Annotated in this window: 10 protein-coding genes; 5 read left to right on the top strand and 5 right to left on the bottom strand. The window is 58.4% G+C overall.

Annotated elements, in window-relative coordinates:
• Positions 1-16: 16 nt before the first annotated feature.
• A complete protein-coding gene (locus tag ACA074_RS07360) occupies positions 17-10,933 on the bottom strand; it encodes a two-partner secretion domain-containing protein (RefSeq protein ID WP_497678708.1) in 10,917 nt (3,638 codons plus the stop codon).
• 461 nt (positions 10,934-11,394) lie between these two features.
• Between ACA074_RS07360 and ACA074_RS07355 the strand changes: the two genes are divergently transcribed.
• From ACA074_RS07355 to ACA074_RS07345, 3 genes are all read left to right on the top strand, one after another.
• A complete protein-coding gene (locus tag ACA074_RS07355) occupies positions 11,395-11,670 on the top strand; it encodes a hypothetical protein (RefSeq protein ID WP_497678707.1) in 276 nt (91 codons plus the stop codon).
• A 268-nt stretch (positions 11,671-11,938) separates the two neighbouring features.
• On the top strand, positions 11,939-12,523 hold the full coding sequence (locus tag ACA074_RS07350) for a C39 family peptidase (protein WP_489878462.1): 585 nt from the start codon (positions 11,939-11,941) through the stop codon (positions 12,521-12,523).
• A 12-nt stretch (positions 12,524-12,535) separates the two neighbouring features.
• A complete protein-coding gene (locus tag ACA074_RS07345; RefSeq protein ID WP_497678706.1) occupies positions 12,536-13,135 on the top strand; it encodes a hypothetical protein in 600 nt (199 codons plus the stop codon).
• A 62-nt stretch (positions 13,136-13,197) separates the two neighbouring features.
• On the opposite strand, the gene ACA074_RS07340 is transcribed toward ACA074_RS07345, so the two are convergent.
• Positions 13,198-14,538: a DEAD/DEAH box helicase gene (locus ACA074_RS07340; RefSeq protein ID WP_038358505.1), complete on the bottom strand. Its 1,341-nt coding sequence runs from the start codon at positions 14,536-14,538 to the stop codon at positions 13,198-13,200.
• Between the two features lie 192 nt (positions 14,539-14,730).
• Between ACA074_RS07340 and ACA074_RS07335 the strand changes: the two genes are divergently transcribed.
• Positions 14,731-16,029 (top strand): mechanosensitive ion channel family protein, encoded by a 1,299-nt coding sequence (locus ACA074_RS07335; RefSeq protein WP_497658917.1) that lies wholly within the window; start codon positions 14,731-14,733, stop codon positions 16,027-16,029.
• Positions 16,030-16,136: 107 nt separating this feature from the next.
• Here the strand turns inward: ACA074_RS07335 and ACA074_RS07330 are convergent, their stop codons facing one another.
• The 3 genes from ACA074_RS07330 to ACA074_RS07320 form a co-directional block, all read right to left on the bottom strand.
• Positions 16,137-17,003, bottom strand: coding sequence for a carboxylate/amino acid/amine transporter (locus tag ACA074_RS07330; protein ID WP_497678705.1), 867 nt, complete (start codon positions 17,001-17,003; stop codon positions 16,137-16,139).
• Positions 17,004-17,221: 218 nt separating this feature from the next.
• Positions 17,222-17,821, bottom strand: coding sequence for an FMN-dependent NADH-azoreductase (locus ACA074_RS07325; RefSeq protein ID WP_187681376.1), 600 nt, complete (start codon positions 17,819-17,821; stop codon positions 17,222-17,224).
• A 230-nt stretch (positions 17,822-18,051) separates the two neighbouring features.
• Entirely contained in the window at positions 18,052-18,366 is a 315-nt protein-coding gene (locus ACA074_RS07320; protein WP_489878458.1) for a 3-phosphoglycerate kinase, read from the bottom strand.
• Positions 18,367-18,415: 49 nt separating this feature from the next.
• Here ACA074_RS07320 and ACA074_RS07315 point away from each other — a divergent pair, with 49 nt between their 5' ends.
• The gene (locus tag ACA074_RS07315) at positions 18,416-19,339 is read left to right on the top strand and encodes a PA3225 family LysR-type transcriptional regulator (protein ID WP_007914443.1); all 924 of its coding nucleotides are present in this window, start codon (positions 18,416-18,418) and stop codon (positions 19,337-19,339) included.
• Positions 19,340-19,350: the final 11 nt, after the last annotated feature.

Raw genomic sequence — 19,350 nt, 5'->3', positions numbered from 1 at the left:
GAACCAGCCCCGAGCGTTACTGCCTGGATTCACGCTTGGTCTGTTCGATCAACGGCCGGTATTTGTCATAGAGCGCGCCGTAGTTGACGGCCAATGCCGGCGGCATCGTGCCGAGATTTTCCCACCAGGTCATGTTCACGCCGTCTTTGGCAATAATCAGCTTGTTCATCCAGGTGTCGTGCAGCGTGGCAAACGCATTCATGCCCGGCACCGAGTTGGCAATGTTACTGATCAACGTACCGTGGCAGACCGCCAGCAATGAGGTGCAGGAATCATTCAGGCCGATATTCTTGCCCTCGATCCACTCGCCTGCCACCCACTCGCGAGCCACCAGTCCGCCGTCCAGTTGATCAACCTTGGGGCCTCCCGGTCGGTCCTCGCCCGGACGGACATCCGGCCCGCGACCGGTCCAGTATGCGTAAATCTCTGCCAGCGCGCCGGTACCGGCAATGGTCAGCCACGACTTGTCACTGCCGTCACCTGTCAGCAGACCCTTCAGGGCCGTATTGACCGCAAATGCCTTAAGTCGCTCAGTGACACTGATTGTAATCTTGTTACCTTGCGGCCCGATCTTGGTGCCCCACTCACCGGTATAAGAACCGGCACCGGCAATGATCGCCGCCGTGACGTAGCTCTTGATGTTTTCTTCCGAGAGCACATCTTTCAGTGTGTCGGCCAGATTGCCCTTGTTGTTGATGGCGCTGACCGCTGCGGTACTGGCCATCGACGTGATAACGGCAGTCAAGGCGACGTTACCAGCGCCAGCAGCGGTGGTTGCCGTCGCGGCAGCGAAGGTCGAACCCGTTCCGGAAGCCATCCCGCCGACCGCAGCGCTCGCGGCACCGGCTGTCAGCACCGTAACGATGATTGCGACAGCAATGGCAGCCCCCATGCCCATGCCCGAGCTTTGGTAATCCCACTGGTCATGCACTTCCTTGATCATGTGCCAGTCGATATCGCCGCGGTCCTGCATGTCCTTGAGCCAGGCCAGTTGCGGGTCAGCCTTGACCATCGCATCGATGCTGTCGGCCACGGATTTCTGCGTGACCTCCTTGACGTCGATACGGATATCGCCGGCGGCCTTGATGATGATGTCCCCGGCCGCCAGCAAATGGCTCTGACGAACGGTCTCGTCGGTTTGCCCGGCGCCCTTGGCCGATGTCCAGGCGAGGCTGCTTTTGCTCTTCTCGTGGCTCTCTTTTTCCAGGTCGGTGACACTTTCAAACGTCAGGTCACCGCCGCTGCTGATGGTCAGATCTTTGCCGGCGTTCAGATTGGCTGCCTGATATCGCTGATCACCACCACTGACCAGAGTCAAATCACCGCCACTGCTGATTTCGCTGCCGACGTACTTGACCTTGGTCACCTCGTCATGACGGGTTTCCTTGCGCCCCAGGCTGCCCTTTTTCTTTTTGTCGTAAAGCGAATAGTCGTAGTCCTCAGCCGCCAGCACCTCCAGGTCATTGCCAGCGACCAGATACGCCTCATCGCCGGCGGTGATGCGACTCGATACCACGGTCAGGTCTTTCCCGGCGACGAACCCGGCCTTGCCGCCGGCACTGATCGAACTGGCGATCTGATCGATGTGGTCTTCCTGCGCCGTAACCTTTTTCGACTTGTAGTAGGAATGTGATTCCTCCTCGGCCGAGCCAATCAGCAGGTCACGGTCGGCGCTCATTTCAATATCGCGAGCGGCGCTGATCTGGCTGCCGATAACCGTCAGATCGCGCCCGGCGTTGACCGAGAAATCGCGGCCTGCCGTCGCGGTCGAACCCACCTGATGAACACTGCTGGTCGTGGCACCGGTAAACGCGGAGTTGTTGCTTTGCGCCGAAAGAATGCTGGCATCACGTCCCGCGTCGATGCTCGTATCACGACCGCTGACCAGCGCACTGCCCGTGCTGATAAAGTCGCGACCGGCGCTGGCTTTCAGGTCATTGGTGGCTTCGATGCGTGACGCGTTATCGAGGTACTCGCGGTGCTGCGAGTATCCTTGGGATGCGAAACCGCTGCTGGTGACGGTGCGCTCATTGATGATGTCGCCCTTGACCGACACCAGGTTCACATCGCGCCCGGTGATGATGCCGCCCGATTTGTTGACGATGTTATTGCCCGCCAGCAAGTCGAGACGGTTACCCGCCTCGATCAGGCCACTGTTGACCAGATCATTGCCGGCGGCGGCCGTCAGGTTATTGCTGGCACGCAGGGTTCCGGCGTTCTGTAGATCCTGACCGGCAATCAACTTGACGTTTGCGCCTTGGATCAGCGCGCCATTGGGTGCCAGCCGATTATTGGCCTGAGCCAGATAAAGCACCGGCACCAGAACTTTCTCGCCGTTCACTTCGTGCTCTTCAAGCCAGACGATGTCGTGGGTCAGCGCCGCCACTTGCTCGGCGGTGAGCGTCACGCCCACCGACAGGTCGAGCTGATCCTTGCTGGCGATCGCATTGTTCATCAGGTACTTGAACAGTCCTTCGTCGGAGGTCTGACCATCGATGAAGCGCTGCCCGGTGCGCTCGACCACCGCCTGCTGAATCAGACGCTGTTCGTACAAACCGTCACCCAGCCGTTTGGCACTTTGATCCGGGTCGTACCCCAGATTGGCCAACAGGTAATCCGAACTCATGAATTGTTTAAGTTCGGTGAGTACCGGGTTGGTTTCGATCAGATATTTGTGCGCGTTCGACGGCGCAGGTGTATTCGGCAGGCCCTGAACACGAGCCAGCGTCTGGCTGACATTACCCTTGAGCGACGTATTCGGTGCACCGATCAAAGCACCGGAGCCATCGTTGATGCTGGCATCGATCGCGCTTGCACCGGTGGTCGGCTGTAGACCTGTACGGTCCGCTGTAGTCAGTTGGCGATCCGCTGCACCGACCGCATTGATCGGGTCGACGGTCAATGTACGCCCGCCAGCAGGCAAGTCCGCCTGACGTTGCGTTGTTGTAACGGATGCGCCACCGATGGTCCAGTTCTGTGCGCCAGGAAGCGGTGCCGTGCCTCCCGAAGTGGCGCCCTGACCACTCAGACGAAACAGTCCGTTCTGACCACCGGGTAATTCAAATCCGGGTAACGCCAACGGGTTGACCTGCTGTTGAGCCAGATCCGGTGGCAATTGGCGATTCAGGCTGATCACTGTGGGTTTGGTCCCAGCGCCGGTTCGGGTATCGGCCGTTTTCGCCGGACCACCCGCGGTTGCCGTGTACGAACGCAGTTCGCCGTTGGTGATCTTGTTGGTCGCATTGACGACCACGCTGCCACCCGCCTGCACAATGGCCGGTACATAGCTTTTGTCAGTCGACTCGGTAATGACCGTCTGGAACGGCGTGGCGTTTCTGATTTCAGCCGGGGCGTCCACGCGGACACCGGAAGCGTACTGGGAGGCGCCAAACACTATGTCACCGCCGCCCCAGACATCATTCGAATACGTCCCGATGTACTGGGTTCTTGTCTCGCCGACATGCGGGTTGTTTCTGATCCATGGAGTCACCGACGACTGCGCTCCACCGGCAGTCCAGAATCGAATGTCTTTGTCATAACCCGCGTCGTTATGGCTGTTGTAGTTAACGATCTGATCCCACAATTCGGGTTTCGGCGCTTTGTTGGTGATGTACTTGAGCGACGAATAACTGCCCAGCGAACTGCCGGAGTTGTTGAAGGTATCGACGTTGATGGTGATGTCGGACGCGGCGGATACCGTGGAATTGGAGTTGACGAATTCCGACCCGGTCACACTCAGATTACGTCCGGCGGTGATGCTAGAAGCATCGGCATCACCAGAAACTGTCACGTTGAACGTCTGCTGCCAGACCAGGTGCGAATCGACGTCTTCCATGTGTTTGGGACGCGCCGAATCACAGTTGAAGCAGCGCACACCAATGGACGAAGAATCGCCCTCGGTGGTGGTGACGCTGAAGTTCTCCATCTTGTTGTTCACCACTGACGACTTCAATGACATATCGCCGGTGGATTCGATACGCCCGGACAGATTGTCGACGCGAGCCGCCCGGTCTGCACCGTTGTAACCGAGCACATTGATGTCGCCCAAGCTATAAACGTCGCTGTAGGTGTTGGTCAGCGTGCCGACTTGCAGGTTCATGTGAGCGCCGCTGAAAAGCAGCGATCCCTGATTGGCTCGAATGCGGTTATTGGTCAGTGTCTGTGCGTTGATCAGGAGGTTTTTGGCACTGGCCAGCGTACCAAGATTGCTGACCGCACCGGCCCTGATTTCCAGCGCATCAGCGGATGTCAGGCGCCCCATATTGGTGACTTGACCGCTCACGTTGAGCTTGGTCAGACCGCCACCGGCAACACTGGCGCCCTCATTGACCGTCAACTGGGCGGCACCGAATGTGAGGTCGCCTACGCTTGAAACCCGACCGTTACCACCGTAACTGCCGCCCAGTTGCAGATCCATGCTGCCGTCGCTGGCAATCAGTCCGTCATTGACCCAGTTACCACCACGCCCTTGCAGATGCGTCGAGGCCAGCAATTGACCGCTGGCAGTCTGACTGAAGTTGTTGACGTTGACGTTCAGCCGACCCGCTTGAATCACGCTGGAGTTGCTCCAGGTGTCGGCGTTGAGCGTCAGGCCGCCACGGGTGACGATGCTGCCGCCGGCGCCGGTGACATTGGCAGTGGAGATATCGAACGTACCATCGCCCAGGTGCAGCAGTTGGCCACCGCTGTTCAGGAAGCTGCCGACTGCCAGCGTGAGGTCGGTGTTGCCGGTTTCAAGCACACCATTGCGGTTGTCCAGCAGGCCGCCAATCTGAAACGCCGTTTTGCCAGTGTTGGCTAGCGAACGCAGCTTGCCACCCTGATTATCCAGGCTGGCTGCCTTCACCGACAGAGTCGTGTCGCTTTCCACGACACCGCCGCGGTTGTTCAAATCATTGAGCAGATCCAGATCGATACGATTGCCGGCGATTTGCCCGCCGCTGTTGTCCAGTCGAGTGCCAGTCACGCTGAGCAGATTTTTGGCGTAGAGCCCGCCGTTACGGTTATCCAGCGCGGCCGTGACAATGCTGGCGTCCGCCGTCTGCGCGGAGATCCGTCCGCCATTGTTGTCCAGCCCTGCCAGCGCAGTGAGGGTCAGGCCCTGTGCCTGGATAATGCCGCCCTGACGGTTATTGTTCAGGTCGACACCATTGCGCAACACGCCAACAGTGCGCGCTTGCAATGCGCCCTTGATGCTCGCCAGTACGCCGCCACGGTTGTCGATACTCGAGGCGTTGACACTGACCGCACCCGTTTCGGCGATGACTCTGCCACTTTGATTATCCAGGTCGCCACTGATATCAAGTGCCAGGCCACTCTGACTCTGGATTGCGCCTTTGCCGTTGGCCAGACTGGCGGCCTTCAATTGCAGGCCGGCGTTCTGGCTATAGATCAAACCATCGGAATGATTGAGCACCGCGCCGCTGGCGGTGATCTGCAAATCATCGTTGGCGGCAATGGTGCCTTTGTTGCTGTTGTCCAACGATCCGGTCAGCAGGCTGAGGTTACCTTGGCTGACCAGTTGCCCGCTGCGGTTGCTCAAGTCAGTAACGCCGGTGATCAGTACAGGGCCGGCACCCGCCAGTTTGCCGGCGTTGTTGTTCAGTTGTCCGAGCAGGTTAAGGGTTATCGCTGCGTTGCCAGCGATCTGGCCAGCACTGTTGTCGACGCGAGTGGCGTTGACGTTGATCGCCTGTTGCGCATTGATCGTACCGCCGGCATTGGTCAATGCCGCACTGCTGATATCGAGCGCCACGCCACTGTCAATGAGACCACCCTGATTGTTGTTGAGTGTCCCGCTCAATGCCAGGGTCTGCCCCGCCGCGCTGCTGAGAATGCCTTTATCACTGTTATCCAGCTCACTCGCCCTGACGTTCAGGCTGCCGTGACTGACCAACGCACCTGAATGACTATTGAGCAATCCACCTGTCAGCTCGACGACCACATCGCCACTGCGGCTGGAGAGCGTGCCACTGTCGCGGTTATCCAGGCTGGCACCTTTGACCGCGAGACTTTCCCAGCCAGAAATCAAGCCCTTGCGGTTGATCAACTCGGTGCCGCTGACCGTCAGTTTCTGGCTGCTGATCAACTTGCCGCTGCTGTTGTTCAACGCTCGAGCGATTACGTCAAACGCCAACGCGCTGGAGATCTCGCCACCCTCGTTGTTCAGATCACGCAGACGCTCGAGGGTCAAAGGACCTTTGGCAGTGAGCAATCCGTTGCGATTGTCGAAGTCGCCCTCCGCCAGATCGACGCTGATCGCGTTGTCACCCAACAGACGACCGCCATTTTGGGTCAGCGCAGTCAACTTGAGATTGATATCACCCTTGGCGGAAACCTCACCGCCGTTGCTTGAGTCCAGCGTCGTAGCAGTCACGCTCAACGCACCCAGGCTGTTGATCAGACCATTGCCCCGGTTGTTCAGGGCCATCGCATTGAGCGTAATCGCGTCCTTGGCCAATATCGCGCCGCCCTCGTTGTTCAAGTCGGCACTGTTGAGGTGCAGCGCTTGCTCGGCGTTGATCAGGCCCTTGGCATCATTGCGCAACAAACCGTCCACGGTCAGGTCGAGATTGCCGCGACTGACCAGACTGCCACCGCTATTGTTCAGACTGGCGCTACGGAGATCGATTGCAGCGGCGCCGATCACGCCTTTGACGTTATCCAGGGCATTAGCGATGCGCACGGTCAGGCCCTGACTGCTCAGAAGCTTGCCGCCGTTGCTGTTATCGAAGTTTTGCGCAATCAGGGTGAACGCTTGCGCACTGGAAATTTCACCGCCCTGATTGTTGACCCCATTGAGTTGTTTGAGCAGCAAGGCACCCGGAGCGTTGATCAAGCCGTTCTGATTGTTCAACTGACCGTTATTCATGTCCAGAATCAGGCTTTGCTTACTGAATAACTGCCCGCCCTGCTGATCCAGTCCGGTGACCGAGGCCGTCAACGCACCTTCGCTGCCGATGCGCCCGCCATCGCTGTTGTTCACCTGGCCGGCGTTCAGATTTACCGTGCTGGCGCTGTTGAGTTGTCCGGACTGACTGTTGTCAAACGCACCCGTGGTAACGGTGACCGCGCCTTTGGCGCTGATAGTGCCTTTTTGGTGGTTATCGAGGCGCGTACTAACGAGGCTGAGCGCGCCGTTGGTGACCATGTTGCCGCCCTGGTTATCGACAGCGCCCTGACTGTTGACCGTCAGATCCCCTGCACTCGACAGACTGCCAAGGGCGTTTGTCAGTTGCGCTGTATTGACCGCCAATTCGCCTTCGCTGCTGACCTTGCCCCGGCTGTTATCGAATGCCCCGCTCAGGTCCAATCGGGCCGCGTGCAAACTCAGCAGGTTGCCACCGCTGTTATCCAGCGTGCGGCCTTGCAGGTTCAGCACGGATCGGCTGCTGATCAATCCGTCATTGCGATTGAGCAATTGATCGACAGTCAGGGCCAGCGCCTGTCCTGCGAACATCTTCCCGGCGTCGCTGTTATCGAGTTTGTCACCGGTTATCGATACTTGGGCGTTGCTGGTGATTTCTCCCCCTCGGTTGTCAACATCGCCGACATTGAGGGTCACGTCCTGCGTTGCACCCAGCAGACCGCTTTGGCGATTATCAAGTGTCTCGGCGTTCAGGCCGAGCGTACCGGTCGCGATCAGCTTGCCTTGGCGGTTATCCAGTTTTCTGACCGCAAGCAAAGCATCCGTCTTGCTGGCGATACTGCCGGCACGGTTATCCAGAGTGCCGGCCTTAAGCAGCAACTGCCCGTCGGCGATCAACGTACCGGCATGGTTGTTCAAGTCTTTGCCGACAGCCAGTTCCAGCCGTCCGTTGCTGCTGATCAATCCTTCGGCATTATCCAGACTGTCACTTTGAGCATCGACCGAAGCGGCCGAAATCACACCTTTGAGATTATTCAGTGCGTGCGCAATACGCAGCGTCAGACCTGCTTGGCTCAGGAGCTTGCCTTGACTGTTATCAAGCTCATTGACAGCAAGCGTAAAGGCCAGTCGGCTGGAGATTTCACCGCCCTGGTTGTTCACGCCAGCAAGGTTTTTCAGCAATAGCGTTCCGGGGGCATTGATCAAGCCGTTGCGGTTATCCAAATCACCGTTGTTCAGATCCAGGGACAGGCTGTCTTTGCTGAACAACTCGCCAGCCTGCTGTTTGAGTCCGGTGACCGAAACCGTCATGGCTTGCTGGCTGGCGATCCGTCCGCCAGCGTTGTCGACCTGGTTGGCCTTGAGTTCAAGCGACGCACCGCTGATCAAGTGGCCGCCCTGACTATTATCCATATCGCCGGTATGGATCAGCGTGACATCCTTGGCCGAGACCGATCCATTGCGGCTGTTATCCAGACTGCCACTGCTAAGGTTCAACGTGCCGTCAGTGGAAATCGAACCGTCCTGATTGATCACTTCACCCTGCGTGGTCAGCGCCAGTGCGCCGGCACTGCCCAAGCTACCGGCACTGTTGTCGATACGATTGGCAGCGACGGTCAATGTGCCTTCGCTACTGACCAGGCCCTGGACATTGAGCATGGCGTCGTCGAGGGTGATGACCAGACCCTTGAGGCTTTCCAGCCTGCCGCCTGAGTTGTTAAGCGAGCTGCCGATCAACCCGGTAGCGCCCTTGGCGCTGATCAGCCCTTTGTTCTGATTATTCAATGTAGCCACTGCCAGTGTCAGATCCGCGCCGGCGAGCAGCTTGCCGCCGTCAGCGTTATCCAGACGCTTGCCGCTGATATTCATCAACAGCGTGGCGGAGAGTTCACCCGCGCGGTTGTCGACCTGGTCGACATTCAACTTCAATGCCTTGGTGGTCCCGACCAGTCCGCCGTTACGATTGTCGAGGCTGTTGCCGGTCAGGCTCAGATTGCCCTGCGCAACCAGTGCACCGCCCTGTTGTTGCAACAGGCCAATGGTAGCGAGCAAGTCAGCCTGGCTGGAGATCCGTCCCTGAGCGTTGTGCACCTCATCGAGTGTGAGAGTCACAGGGCCGACCGCACTAAAAAGACCGCCGCTGTTATCAAGATAATTGCCCTGCAAGGTCATCGCCGCTTTACCGGTGATCTGACCCTTGTCACGGTTATCCAATCGATTGATTTGCAGATTCAGTTGCTTGTCAGCCTGGATGATCCCTCCTCGGTTGTCCGCACTGTCGCCGCGCAGTGCCAGCGAGTTTTTACCAATGACCTTGCCCGCGCGATTGTCGAGACTGCCGGTTTGCGCGTCGATAGAGCCCTTGGTGGTGATTTCACCTTTGTCACGGTTGTCGAGCAGGCCATTGATGCGCAGGACAAGGCCGTTATCGCTGACCACAATGCCACCGTCACGGTTGTCTAAACTGCCCGCCTTGAGAGACAGAACCTGACCTGAGCCGAGCATGCCGTCACGGTTGTCCAGCGCCCCGCCGAGATCAATATTGAGCCCCAGGTCACCTAGAATCCGGCCGCTGCGATTGTTCAGGGTCAGGCCATTGAGACGCGTCGTGCGCGTGCTGGAAATCTCACCAGCGCTGTTGTCGAGCTGGCCGACGGCGCCCTGTAAATCGCCTGCACTGTTGATCAGGCCGCCCGTGTTCTGCACTTGATTGGCCGTCACATTCAGGGTGCCGCGACTCAACACACGTCCGTTGTTACGGTTGTCCAGTGTTCCCGCCGTCACTGCAGTGGTTTGCCCGCTGAGGGAGCCGCCCTGGTTGTTCAGGGTCTGCGCCGCGATTACCGTCAGGTTGCGGCTGGCAGTCAGGCTCTTACCTTGGTTTTCAAGATTCTGCGCATTGAGGTTCAGGTCGCCATGTGTGTTGCGACTGCCGTCGGCATTGACGCCGGCCTCGATAGCTCCGGCGTTGTTCAGTTGCCCACCGGCGCTGAGGTTGATGCTGTCGCGGGCCGCGAGGGTTTGCCGGTTAGTCAGGTTGCCTTGGGTTTGTACATTGACGTCGGTACCGGCATAGACAGGGCCTTGCGCGTCGAGACTCGCAGCTTTGACATTGACTGACGTAGCGGCAGACGTCTGCGCCAGCGTGAGCTGGCCGTTGGCATCAATCTGGATATCGCCACCACTGGCGGCAACGTTGCCCGCCAGTTTCACGCCGACTCCAGCCTCGGTTCCCACCAGTTTGATCGCCCCGGCGTACATGCCGCCAAGCGCCGAAGAGTCGATGGCCAGTTGTGGTTTGGCGCTGCCGTCATCGGCGCGGGCAGTGGCATTGAGGGTTTGCGCGTTGACGTCGTTGCGGCCGGCAACAATGGTCAGATTCTGCGCCTGGATCTGGGCGTTTATTCTGGCGCTGCGGGTGATGATTTCGAAACGATCGACGTTGCTTGCATTGAGCCCGGCGCCTTCAATGGCGACACCGCCCTGATCGACCTGAAATCGATCCAGTTGACCGTTTTCGATCACCGGTTTGCCAGTGGTCAATGTCACACGTGGAGCGTTGATGAAGCCGCAACCATTGCAGGTAATCCCGTAAGGGTTTGCGACAATGACCCGCGCCGACTGCCCCGCCACTTCGGTGTAACCACGCAGTTGACTCGGGTTCCCGCTGATGACTTCGTTGAGAATCGCTTGCGCCGAACCGCTGTTCTTCAGGTTCGGGTTGCCGATGATGTGGCCCCCCAGTTGTGTGGCCGAGGTCTGTGCTGCGCCGTTGTTGAGGATGACGCCCTGTGCACCAACGTTGTAATCGTGGAATTGGTTATGTGACAGCCCACTTCCATTAGGCGTGGCGATGTTGATGATTGGCACGCCGTTGCCGGCCCGATCCAGCGATGTATTCGGGTTGGCCACCACGATCCCGTCGGCCTGCGCCCACATCGGTTGCCAGAACATGACGTTCGCCAGCAGAAATGCCAGTCCGCGCTTGGGCATCCCCCAAAAGTGTTCACGGGTTTCGATACTGCAAGATTGACGCGCGGCGAAGGCGTAGTGGCGAACATCCATGTTGAAAGTCTCATCGCGTGCAGCTGATTGATCGGCAAAATCGACAGGCAAAGCAGTCCCTACCCGGCCAAATGAAGCATGCCGGTAGAGTGAGAAACTGAATTAGGGGGATATAGGCGCGCTTGGGTCAGAACGTCCAAAGCGTTGCAAAACCATCACAGAATCGGTCTGCGACAAGTCTGTTCGATCCCTCGAAACCGCACATTGATATCAATGTGATGGCTCGATGGTAGATTGCCATCATTCTGACGTCAACAACCCGTTATGCAACTATTTCAGCAACCGCTCTAGCACGGGGTTTAGCGCACAAAGTTGATTTTTTGCGGGAGTTATCGACATTTTCGATTCAACAACAACGACGGCAGCGCCTGGGTTGAACCAGAACAAACAGGACTGAACTTTCTTCAGGCCACACCCCTCAACCGGTTAACCCGCCTTAACCGGAACTGAGGCCTGCCACCATGAAAACCCTGATCAAGCTCACCCTCGCTGCCACTCTCGCCTGTGCCCTGCCCGCTTGGGCTTGCACGCCGGAAGAAGCTACCGCCAAACGCGAACAACTGGCCAAGGAAGTCTCCAAGCTCACCGAGCAGAATCCGGACAAGGCCAAAGAGATCAACGCCGAGTTGCAGAAGATGGATCTGGGCACCGCCAGTGCGGATTTGCCGGACAAGTGCCAGTTGATTGATCAGCGGTTAAAAGAGCTCAATTCGGCCGAGAAGAAAGCCGAGGGTTAACAAACCAAAGTCAAAAGATCGTCCGATCGCGGCCCGAGCCTTCGGCAGGTCCTACAAGGATCGGCCCGCGATCGGACGATCTTTTGATCCTGATAATGCACTAGTGCATTTATTTTATTGCATTAATGCATACTGCGACTAAGGTTACCTCGAGCAAGGAGATCGGCGCCCGCCATGGAACATGGCCAACCTTTAACCCCGATCGCTCGGCAACACCGCTGCACCCATACAAGCTGGACGCTTGTTTTCACTCATGGAGGATTGAAAAATGTTAACCAATGAAGCAACCCGATTCACCGGCGAGACCCTGCCAAGGTGCCTGATCGGCCATCTGCTCGACCCGCAACTGGTCGAGGTCGAGGCCGCTGAACACGCCAATGCCTTGGCTGCCAGCAGCCTCAACTTCAGCATGCAACAGCAGACCCAGACCAACTGGTGCTGGGCGGCCGTTTCCGCCTCGGTCGGCAACTATTACGGCACCGGGAACTGGACCCAGTGTGGCGTTGCCAGTTCGGAACTCAACCGCAACTGCTGCAACCAGCCGGGGCCGTGCAACGTCTATGGCTATCTTGATTCCGCCCTGCGCACCACGCGCAGTTATAACGGTATGAATCAGGGTTCGCTGCAGATGTCGGCCATTCAGAACCAGATCAACATGGGCCGCCCCGTCGGCCTGCGCTGTGCCTGGTACGGTGGCGGTGCGCACTTCCTGACGATCTATGGCACCAACGGCAACTACGTGCTGGTCGCGGATTCGATCTACGGCTATTCGACCCGCGCGCTGAACGCATTCCCCGGTTCGTACAACGGCGGCGGCAACTGGACCAACACTTACTTCACCGCAAAAAACTAGGAGGGCGACATCATGCAACTGACTTATCCAAAGGCGCCTTCCAACGGCGTACAGACTTTGCGTCCGGCACTACAGGCCGCCCTGCAAACTCAGGGCTTCGGCGCGAACCGGCAGTTTGCCAACGCTGTACCTGCGAAGATCAGCCTCAGTGAGGCCTGGCGTGGTTACTCGCTGAGCCTGGAGGACTTGAGCAACGGCAAAGGTCTGCCAGATGCCCGAGTGGGCGATTGGCATTACCTGGTGTTCGCCGATGGCGTGACCATTGCCGATGCGCAATTGGTCGACGTTCGCGGCCATGTCGAGTTCGCTTCGTTGAACCATGGTGGCCTGGCGGCTGCCACGGTCGGTGCGCTGAAATTGGCCGAGCAATCGCCGCAATTGCAGGGCAAAACCGTGGAACCGCGGTTGTTGTTTGTTTCGGCGTTGCACGTTGTAGCGATCTGGCTGCACGCCGATGGTGAAGATGTGCTGATTCCAATCGAGCCAACGCCGAAGGAGTTGGCGGGCAACAGGTTGTACCGCGAGGCGGCGCTGCTCGCGTTGCTGAAACCGGCGGCTGACAAGGCCAAGCAACGTTTTGACGCCGACACCAGCGGGCTGCTCGGGAGCTGACAAATCCCGGCGATAAAAAAACCCGGACACTGTCCGGGTTTTTTATGTGCGCCTGAAACGACTTACTCAGCCGCAGGCTCTGCCGGCTTGCGGCGCTTGAGCGGCGCCATGCCGTCGCTGCTCACCAGAGAATCCGGCTTCGGACGGTTGACGCTCTTGCGCTTGGTCGGCGTCTTGGCGGCGGTTTTCTTCTTGTCGCCCTTGGCGTCGGTCTTTTTCTTCTTCACGCCGACGGCTTTGCCCGAGGCCTTGACCTTTTTCGGTCCGCCGTAGGTGCCTTTGACTTCCTTGATGGTGCGGCGCTCGAAGCTCTGCTTCAGGTAGCGCTCGATGCTCGACATCAGGTTCCAGTCGCCGTGGCAGATCAGCGAGATCGCCAGACCGTCGTTACCGGCACGACCGGTGCGGCCGATGCGGTGCACGTACTCGTCGCCGCTGCGTGGCATGTCGAAGTTGATCACCAGGTCCAGGCCATCAACGTCCAGACCACGGGCCGCCACATCGGTGGCCACCAGAATCTTCACGCCGCCCTGCTTCAGACGATCGATCGCCAATTTGCGATCCTTCTGGTCTTTCTCGCCGTGCAGCACGAACGCCTTGTATTCCTGAGCCACAAGGCGGCCGTAGATGCGGTCGGCCATGGCGCGGGTGTTGGTGAAAACGATGGCCTTCTGATAGGTCTCGTTGGCCAGCAGCCAGTTCACGATTTGTTCTTTGTGCTGGTTGTGGTCGGCGGTGATGATCTGCTGACGGGTGGTCGAGTTCAGTTGGCTGACCGCGTTGAGCTGCAAGTGCTCAGGGTTGTTCAGCACTTTGCCGATCATCTCGCGCAGACCGGAACCGCCGGTGGTGGCGGAGAACAGCATGGTCTGCTGACGGTTCGGGCATTCGTCGACCAGACGTTGCACGTCTTCGGCGAAACCCATATCGAGCATGCGGTCGGCTTCGTCGAGCACCAGCACTTCAACTTCTTTCAAGTCGAGGTTGCCAGCGTTGAGTTGCTCGATCATCCGGCCCGGGGTGCCGATGAGGATGTCGGGCACCTTGCGCAGCATCGCCGCTTGCACCTTGAAATCTTCACCGCCGGTGATCAGGCCGGATTTGATGAAGGTGAACTGCGAGAAGCGTTCAACTTCTTTCAGCGTTTGCTGGGCCAGTTCACGGGTCGGCAGCAGGATCAGGGTCTTGATGCTGACGCGAACCTTGGCCGGGCCAATCAGGCGGTTGAGGATTGGCAGGACGAAAGCAGCAGTCTTGCCGCTACCGGTTTGCGCCGTCACCCGCAGGTCACGCCCCTGAAGCGCCAGCGGAATGGCCGCTGCTTGCACAGGCGTTGGCTCGACAAATTTCAGCTCGGCCACAGCTTTGAGCAGGCGTTCGTGCAGGGCGAATTGGGAAAACACGGGTGCTACCTCGAAGATATGCAAAAAAACAGCTGCATAGATTACCGGTTTCGAGCGCTCAGGCCGAGTTTCTTTATACAAACGGTGCTAATCAGTGGCTTTTTTGTTGCTCGATTTGTCTCTTACGGTAATACGCAGCGTCTTAAATGCTCTAATCGCCCATCGCGTCTTTATAGAAGAATCGTTTCTCTTATGGATTTCAAACAGCTCTGGCTCAAAGCCCAAGACCTATGGGGCACCCTCGAACAGCATCCGTTTCTGCAATCCGGCCTGGCGCTGATCCTGCTTTTGGTGATCGCGCTGGTGCTCGGACGAGTGGCGCGCTATTTGATCCTGCATGCCAGCCGCATGCTCGGTCGTCAGCCGGCGCTGCACTGGCTCAACGACTTTCGCCACAACAAGGTGTTCCAGCGTCTGGCGCAGATGACGCCGTCACTGGTGATCCAGTTCGGCCTGCATCTGGTGCCGGAGCTGAGCAAAACCGCGATGACGTTCCTTGGCAACGTCGCGCTGTCGTTCACCATCCTGTTCCTGTTGCTGTCGATCAGCGCCCTGCTCAATGCCTTGCTCGACATCTACGCCCGCACCGAACACGCCCGCACCCGCTCGATCAAGGGTTACGTGCAACTGGCGAAAATGGTCTTGTACGTGTTTGGCGCGATCATCATCGTCGCCACGCTGATCGACCGTTCGCCGTTGTTGCTGCTGTCGGGTCTGGGTGCGATGTCGGCGGTGATTCTGTTGGTTTACAAGGACACCTTGCTGTCCTTCGTCGCCAGTGTGCAACTCACCAGCAACGACATGCTGCGGGTCGGCGACTGGATCGAGATGCCGCAAGTCGGCGCCGATGGCGACGTGGTCGACATCACGCTGCACACGGTCAAGGTGCAGAACTTCGACAAGACGATTGTGTCGATCCCGACCTGGCGGCTCATGTCCGAGTCGTTCCGAAACTGGCGCGGCATGCAGCAGTCCGGCGGGCGGCGGATCAAGCGCAGTCTGTTCATCGACGCCAGCGGCGTGCGCTTTATCCGTGACGATGAAGAAGAGAAACTGAGCCAGGTGCATCTGCTGACCGGCTACATGAGCCGCAAGAAAGCCGAACTCAAGGCTTGGAACGAAGCGCAGGGCAATGTGGCGGCGATGTCGGCCAACCGTCGGCGGATGACCAACATCGGCACCTTTCGCGCTTACGCGCTGGCGTATCTGAAGAGTCACCCGGAGGTGCAGCCGAACATGACCTGCATGGTGCGCCAGATGCAAACCACGGCGCAGGGTATTCCGCTGGAAATCTACTGCTTCACCAGCACCACGGTGTGGGCCGATTACGAGCGGATTCAGGGGGATATTTTCGATTACTTGCTGGCCGTGCTGCCGGAGTTTGGTTTGAGCCTGTATCAGCAGCCGAGTGGCGGGGATTTGCGTGTGGGAATGCTGCCGGCGGTGCTCGGCGCGGCCAGCATTCCAGAGCCGCAAAAACATCTCATGTAAAACCACCGATCTACTGTAGGAGTGAGCCTGCTCGCGATAGCGGTGGGTCAGACAAATCAATGATGACTGACCCACCGCTATCGCGAGCAGGCTCACTCCTACAGGGGTTAGGCGGTGGCTTGAGATCTGCGGATGCCTAAACGGCTGATCCACACCGCCGCCAGAATCACACTCCCGCCGAGGAACAACCTGCCCAGTTCCTCATCCTGATTCCAGATCAGCAAGTTCAGCAGCAACCCCACCGGTACATGCAGGTTGTTCATCACCGCCAGCGTGCCACCGTTGACCATGCACGCGCCTTTGTTCCACCAATACAGGCCCAGCGCCGTCGAGACCAGACCGAGGAACAGCAGCACGCCCCATTGCAGCGGCGCTTCGGGCAGGAAGTTGGCTTTGCCGAACAGCAGGAATGCCGGCAGCACCACCGCCAGTGCGCCGAGGTAGAAGTAGCCAAAGCGGCGATAATGCGGCAGATCGCTCGGGTGTTTCGCCACCAGATGTTTGTACAACACCTGCCCGGCGGCATAGGTGAAGTTGGCCAGTTGCAGCAGCAGGAAGCCCATGAAGAAATCCGGACTGATGCTGTCGAAACGAATCACCGCCGCCCCGCCCACCGCCACCAGCGCGGCGATCAGCGCCCACGGGTTAAAGCGTCGGTTCAGCGCATCTTCGATCAACGTCACGTGCAGCGGTGTGAGGATGGTGAACAGCAACACCTCGGGCACCGTCAGCACACGGAAGCTCAGATAGAGGCAAACGTAAGTCACACCGAACTGCAACGCCCCAATCACCAACATGCCGCGCATGAACGAAGGTTCCACCGAACGCCAGCGGGTCAGCGGGATGAACACCAGCCCGGCTAGCAGCACACGTACCAGCACCGCAAAGTAGCTGTCGACATGACCGGCAAGGTATTCGCCGATCAGACTGAAGGAAAACGCCTGGATCAGCGTGACAAAAAGTAGATAGCCCATGATCGCCTCTGTTTCGAATGGCGGCGACGATAGCGGTTTTTACTTTCTGGAACCAATACAAAATCCCAGGCAAAAAAAAGCCCGATCTCGCTAATGCGTTCAATCGGGCTACAGCACTCAGGAGCAAAAAGTGCAAAGGGAGGTTCGATGCGCGTAGAGCCTTGAAGGGGTTGCGCCAGGTCACTAGAACATCCAGCGATTATCTGGCGATTAACATATCAAGCGACCGAGGCCAGTTTGGCGTTGGCCTGGTTCAAGCCTTTTTCCTGGAAGTCGCCACCCAGGTTCATGCCTTCGGCGTGAATAAAAGTCACGTCGTGGATGCCGATGAAACCCATCACCTGGCGCAAGTACGGTTCCTGATGGTCCGCCGGGCCGCCGGCGTAGATGCCGCCGCGGGCCGTCAGCACGTAGGCACGCTTGCCGCTGAGCAGGCCTTGCGGGCCGGTTTCGGTGTATTTGAAGGTCACGCCGGCACGCAGTACATGGTCGAGCCAGGCCTTGAGGGTGCTCGGGATCGCGAAGTTGTACATCGGTGCGGCCATCACCAATACATCGGCGGCCAGCAGTTCGTCAGTCAATTCATTGGAGCGATCCAGCGACGCCTGTTCGCTGTCGTTGCGCTGCTCGGCGGGCTTCATCCAGCCACCCAACAGATTGATGTCCAAGTGCGGCACCGGGTTCACGGCGAGGTCACGTACGGTGATCTGATCGGCAGGGTGTGCTGCTTTCCACTGTTTGATGAAGGTCTGGGTCAACTGGCGGGACACCGAGTCTTGCTGGCGGGCGCTGCTTTCGATGATCAGAACGCGGGACATGTTGTGTAGCCTCCATCCGAGAATGTTGTAGGTCGATGGAGTGGAGATTAGACAGAGTCGATTCGATGAAAAAGCGCAAATAATTGCTATAAAGCATCGATAAATTCGTTTATAAGCTGAAGCATGCCTTTGCAGGAGTGAGCCTGCTCGCGATAGCGGTGTGTCAGGCGACATCTATTTATCTGGAACACCGCTATCGCGAGCAGGCTCACTCCTACAGGAGAACGGTGCTACTTCGGGGTGCAAGTCAGCTTGATCCGCAGCTTGATGATTTCTCGGGTGAACTTGGCCGTAGCGTTTTTATGCTTGCCGGCCGCCACTTCGATGGTGCGTGTGCGAGGTGCTTCCGGGCCGTTGGTGAACACGGCTTTGCAGACTGCATCGACATCCCCGTAGTTGACCACCTGGATCGAGCCGATGTCATTGTCGGTGTCGAAGGTCTCGTAGTCGATCTTCAGTCCGTTGAGATCCTTGACCACGTCGATCGGATAAGCAAACGCCGACATCGGCAGCAGCGCCAGCAACACACAACAGAATTTTTTCATTCGGCAATCTCCATGAGGGACGGCCAGCTTAGGACAAGAGGAGCTATTGATGAAAGCGCCCCGCGTGACCCTTGATCAATGGCGAACATTGCAGGCCGTGGTCGACCACGGCGGATTCGCCCAGGCCGCCGAGGCCCTGCACCGTTCGCAATCGTCGGTGAGCTACACCGTCGCCCGCATGCAGGACCAGCTCGGCGTGCCGTTGCTGCGCATCGACGGGCGTAAAGCCGTGCTGACCGAAGCCGGCGGCGTGTTGCTGCGCCGCTCGCGGCAACTGGTGAAACAGGCCAGCCAATTGGAAGACCTTGCCCACCACATGGAGCAAGGCTGGGAAGCCGAGGTGCGACTGGTGGTCGATGCGGCCTATCCGAGCGCCCGCATCGTGAGGGCGCTGACTGCGTTCATGCCGCAAAGCCGTGGCTGCCGCGTGCGTCTGCGTGAGGAAGTGTTGTCGGGTGTCGAGGAAGTGTTGCTTGAGGGTGTGGCCGATCTGGCCATTACCGGCCTGAGCATTCCCGGTTACCTTGGTGCGGAACTGAGCGACGTCGAGTTTGTTGCCGTCGCACATCCCGATCACCCGCTGCATCGGCTCAATCGCGAACTGAGCTTTCAGGATCTGGAGACCCAGATGCAAGTGGTCATCCGCGACTCTGGGCGCCAACAGCCACGGGATGTCGGCTGGCTCGGCGCCGAACAACGCTGGACTGTCGGTAGCCTTGCTACTGCTGCCACGTTTGTCAGCAGCGGCCTGGGCTTTGCGTGGTTGCCACGGCACATGATCGAGCGGGAACTGAAAGATGGCTCGCTTAAGCTGCTACCGTTGGACAGGGGCGGCAACCGCAACTCCAGCTTCTATCTGTATTCAAACAAGGACAAACCGCTGGGCCCGGCCACGCAAATCCTTATCGAACTGCTGCGCACCTTCGACACTTTGCCGCTGGACGCACCGTTCGCCGCACCTGAGCAAGCCTGACACGGAGTTCA

The organism is Pseudomonas sp. LBUM1655 (assembly GCF_059716085.1).
The sequence above is the reverse complement of the archived record's forward strand: the minus strand, read 5'-3'. Positions and strand labels throughout refer to the sequence as shown.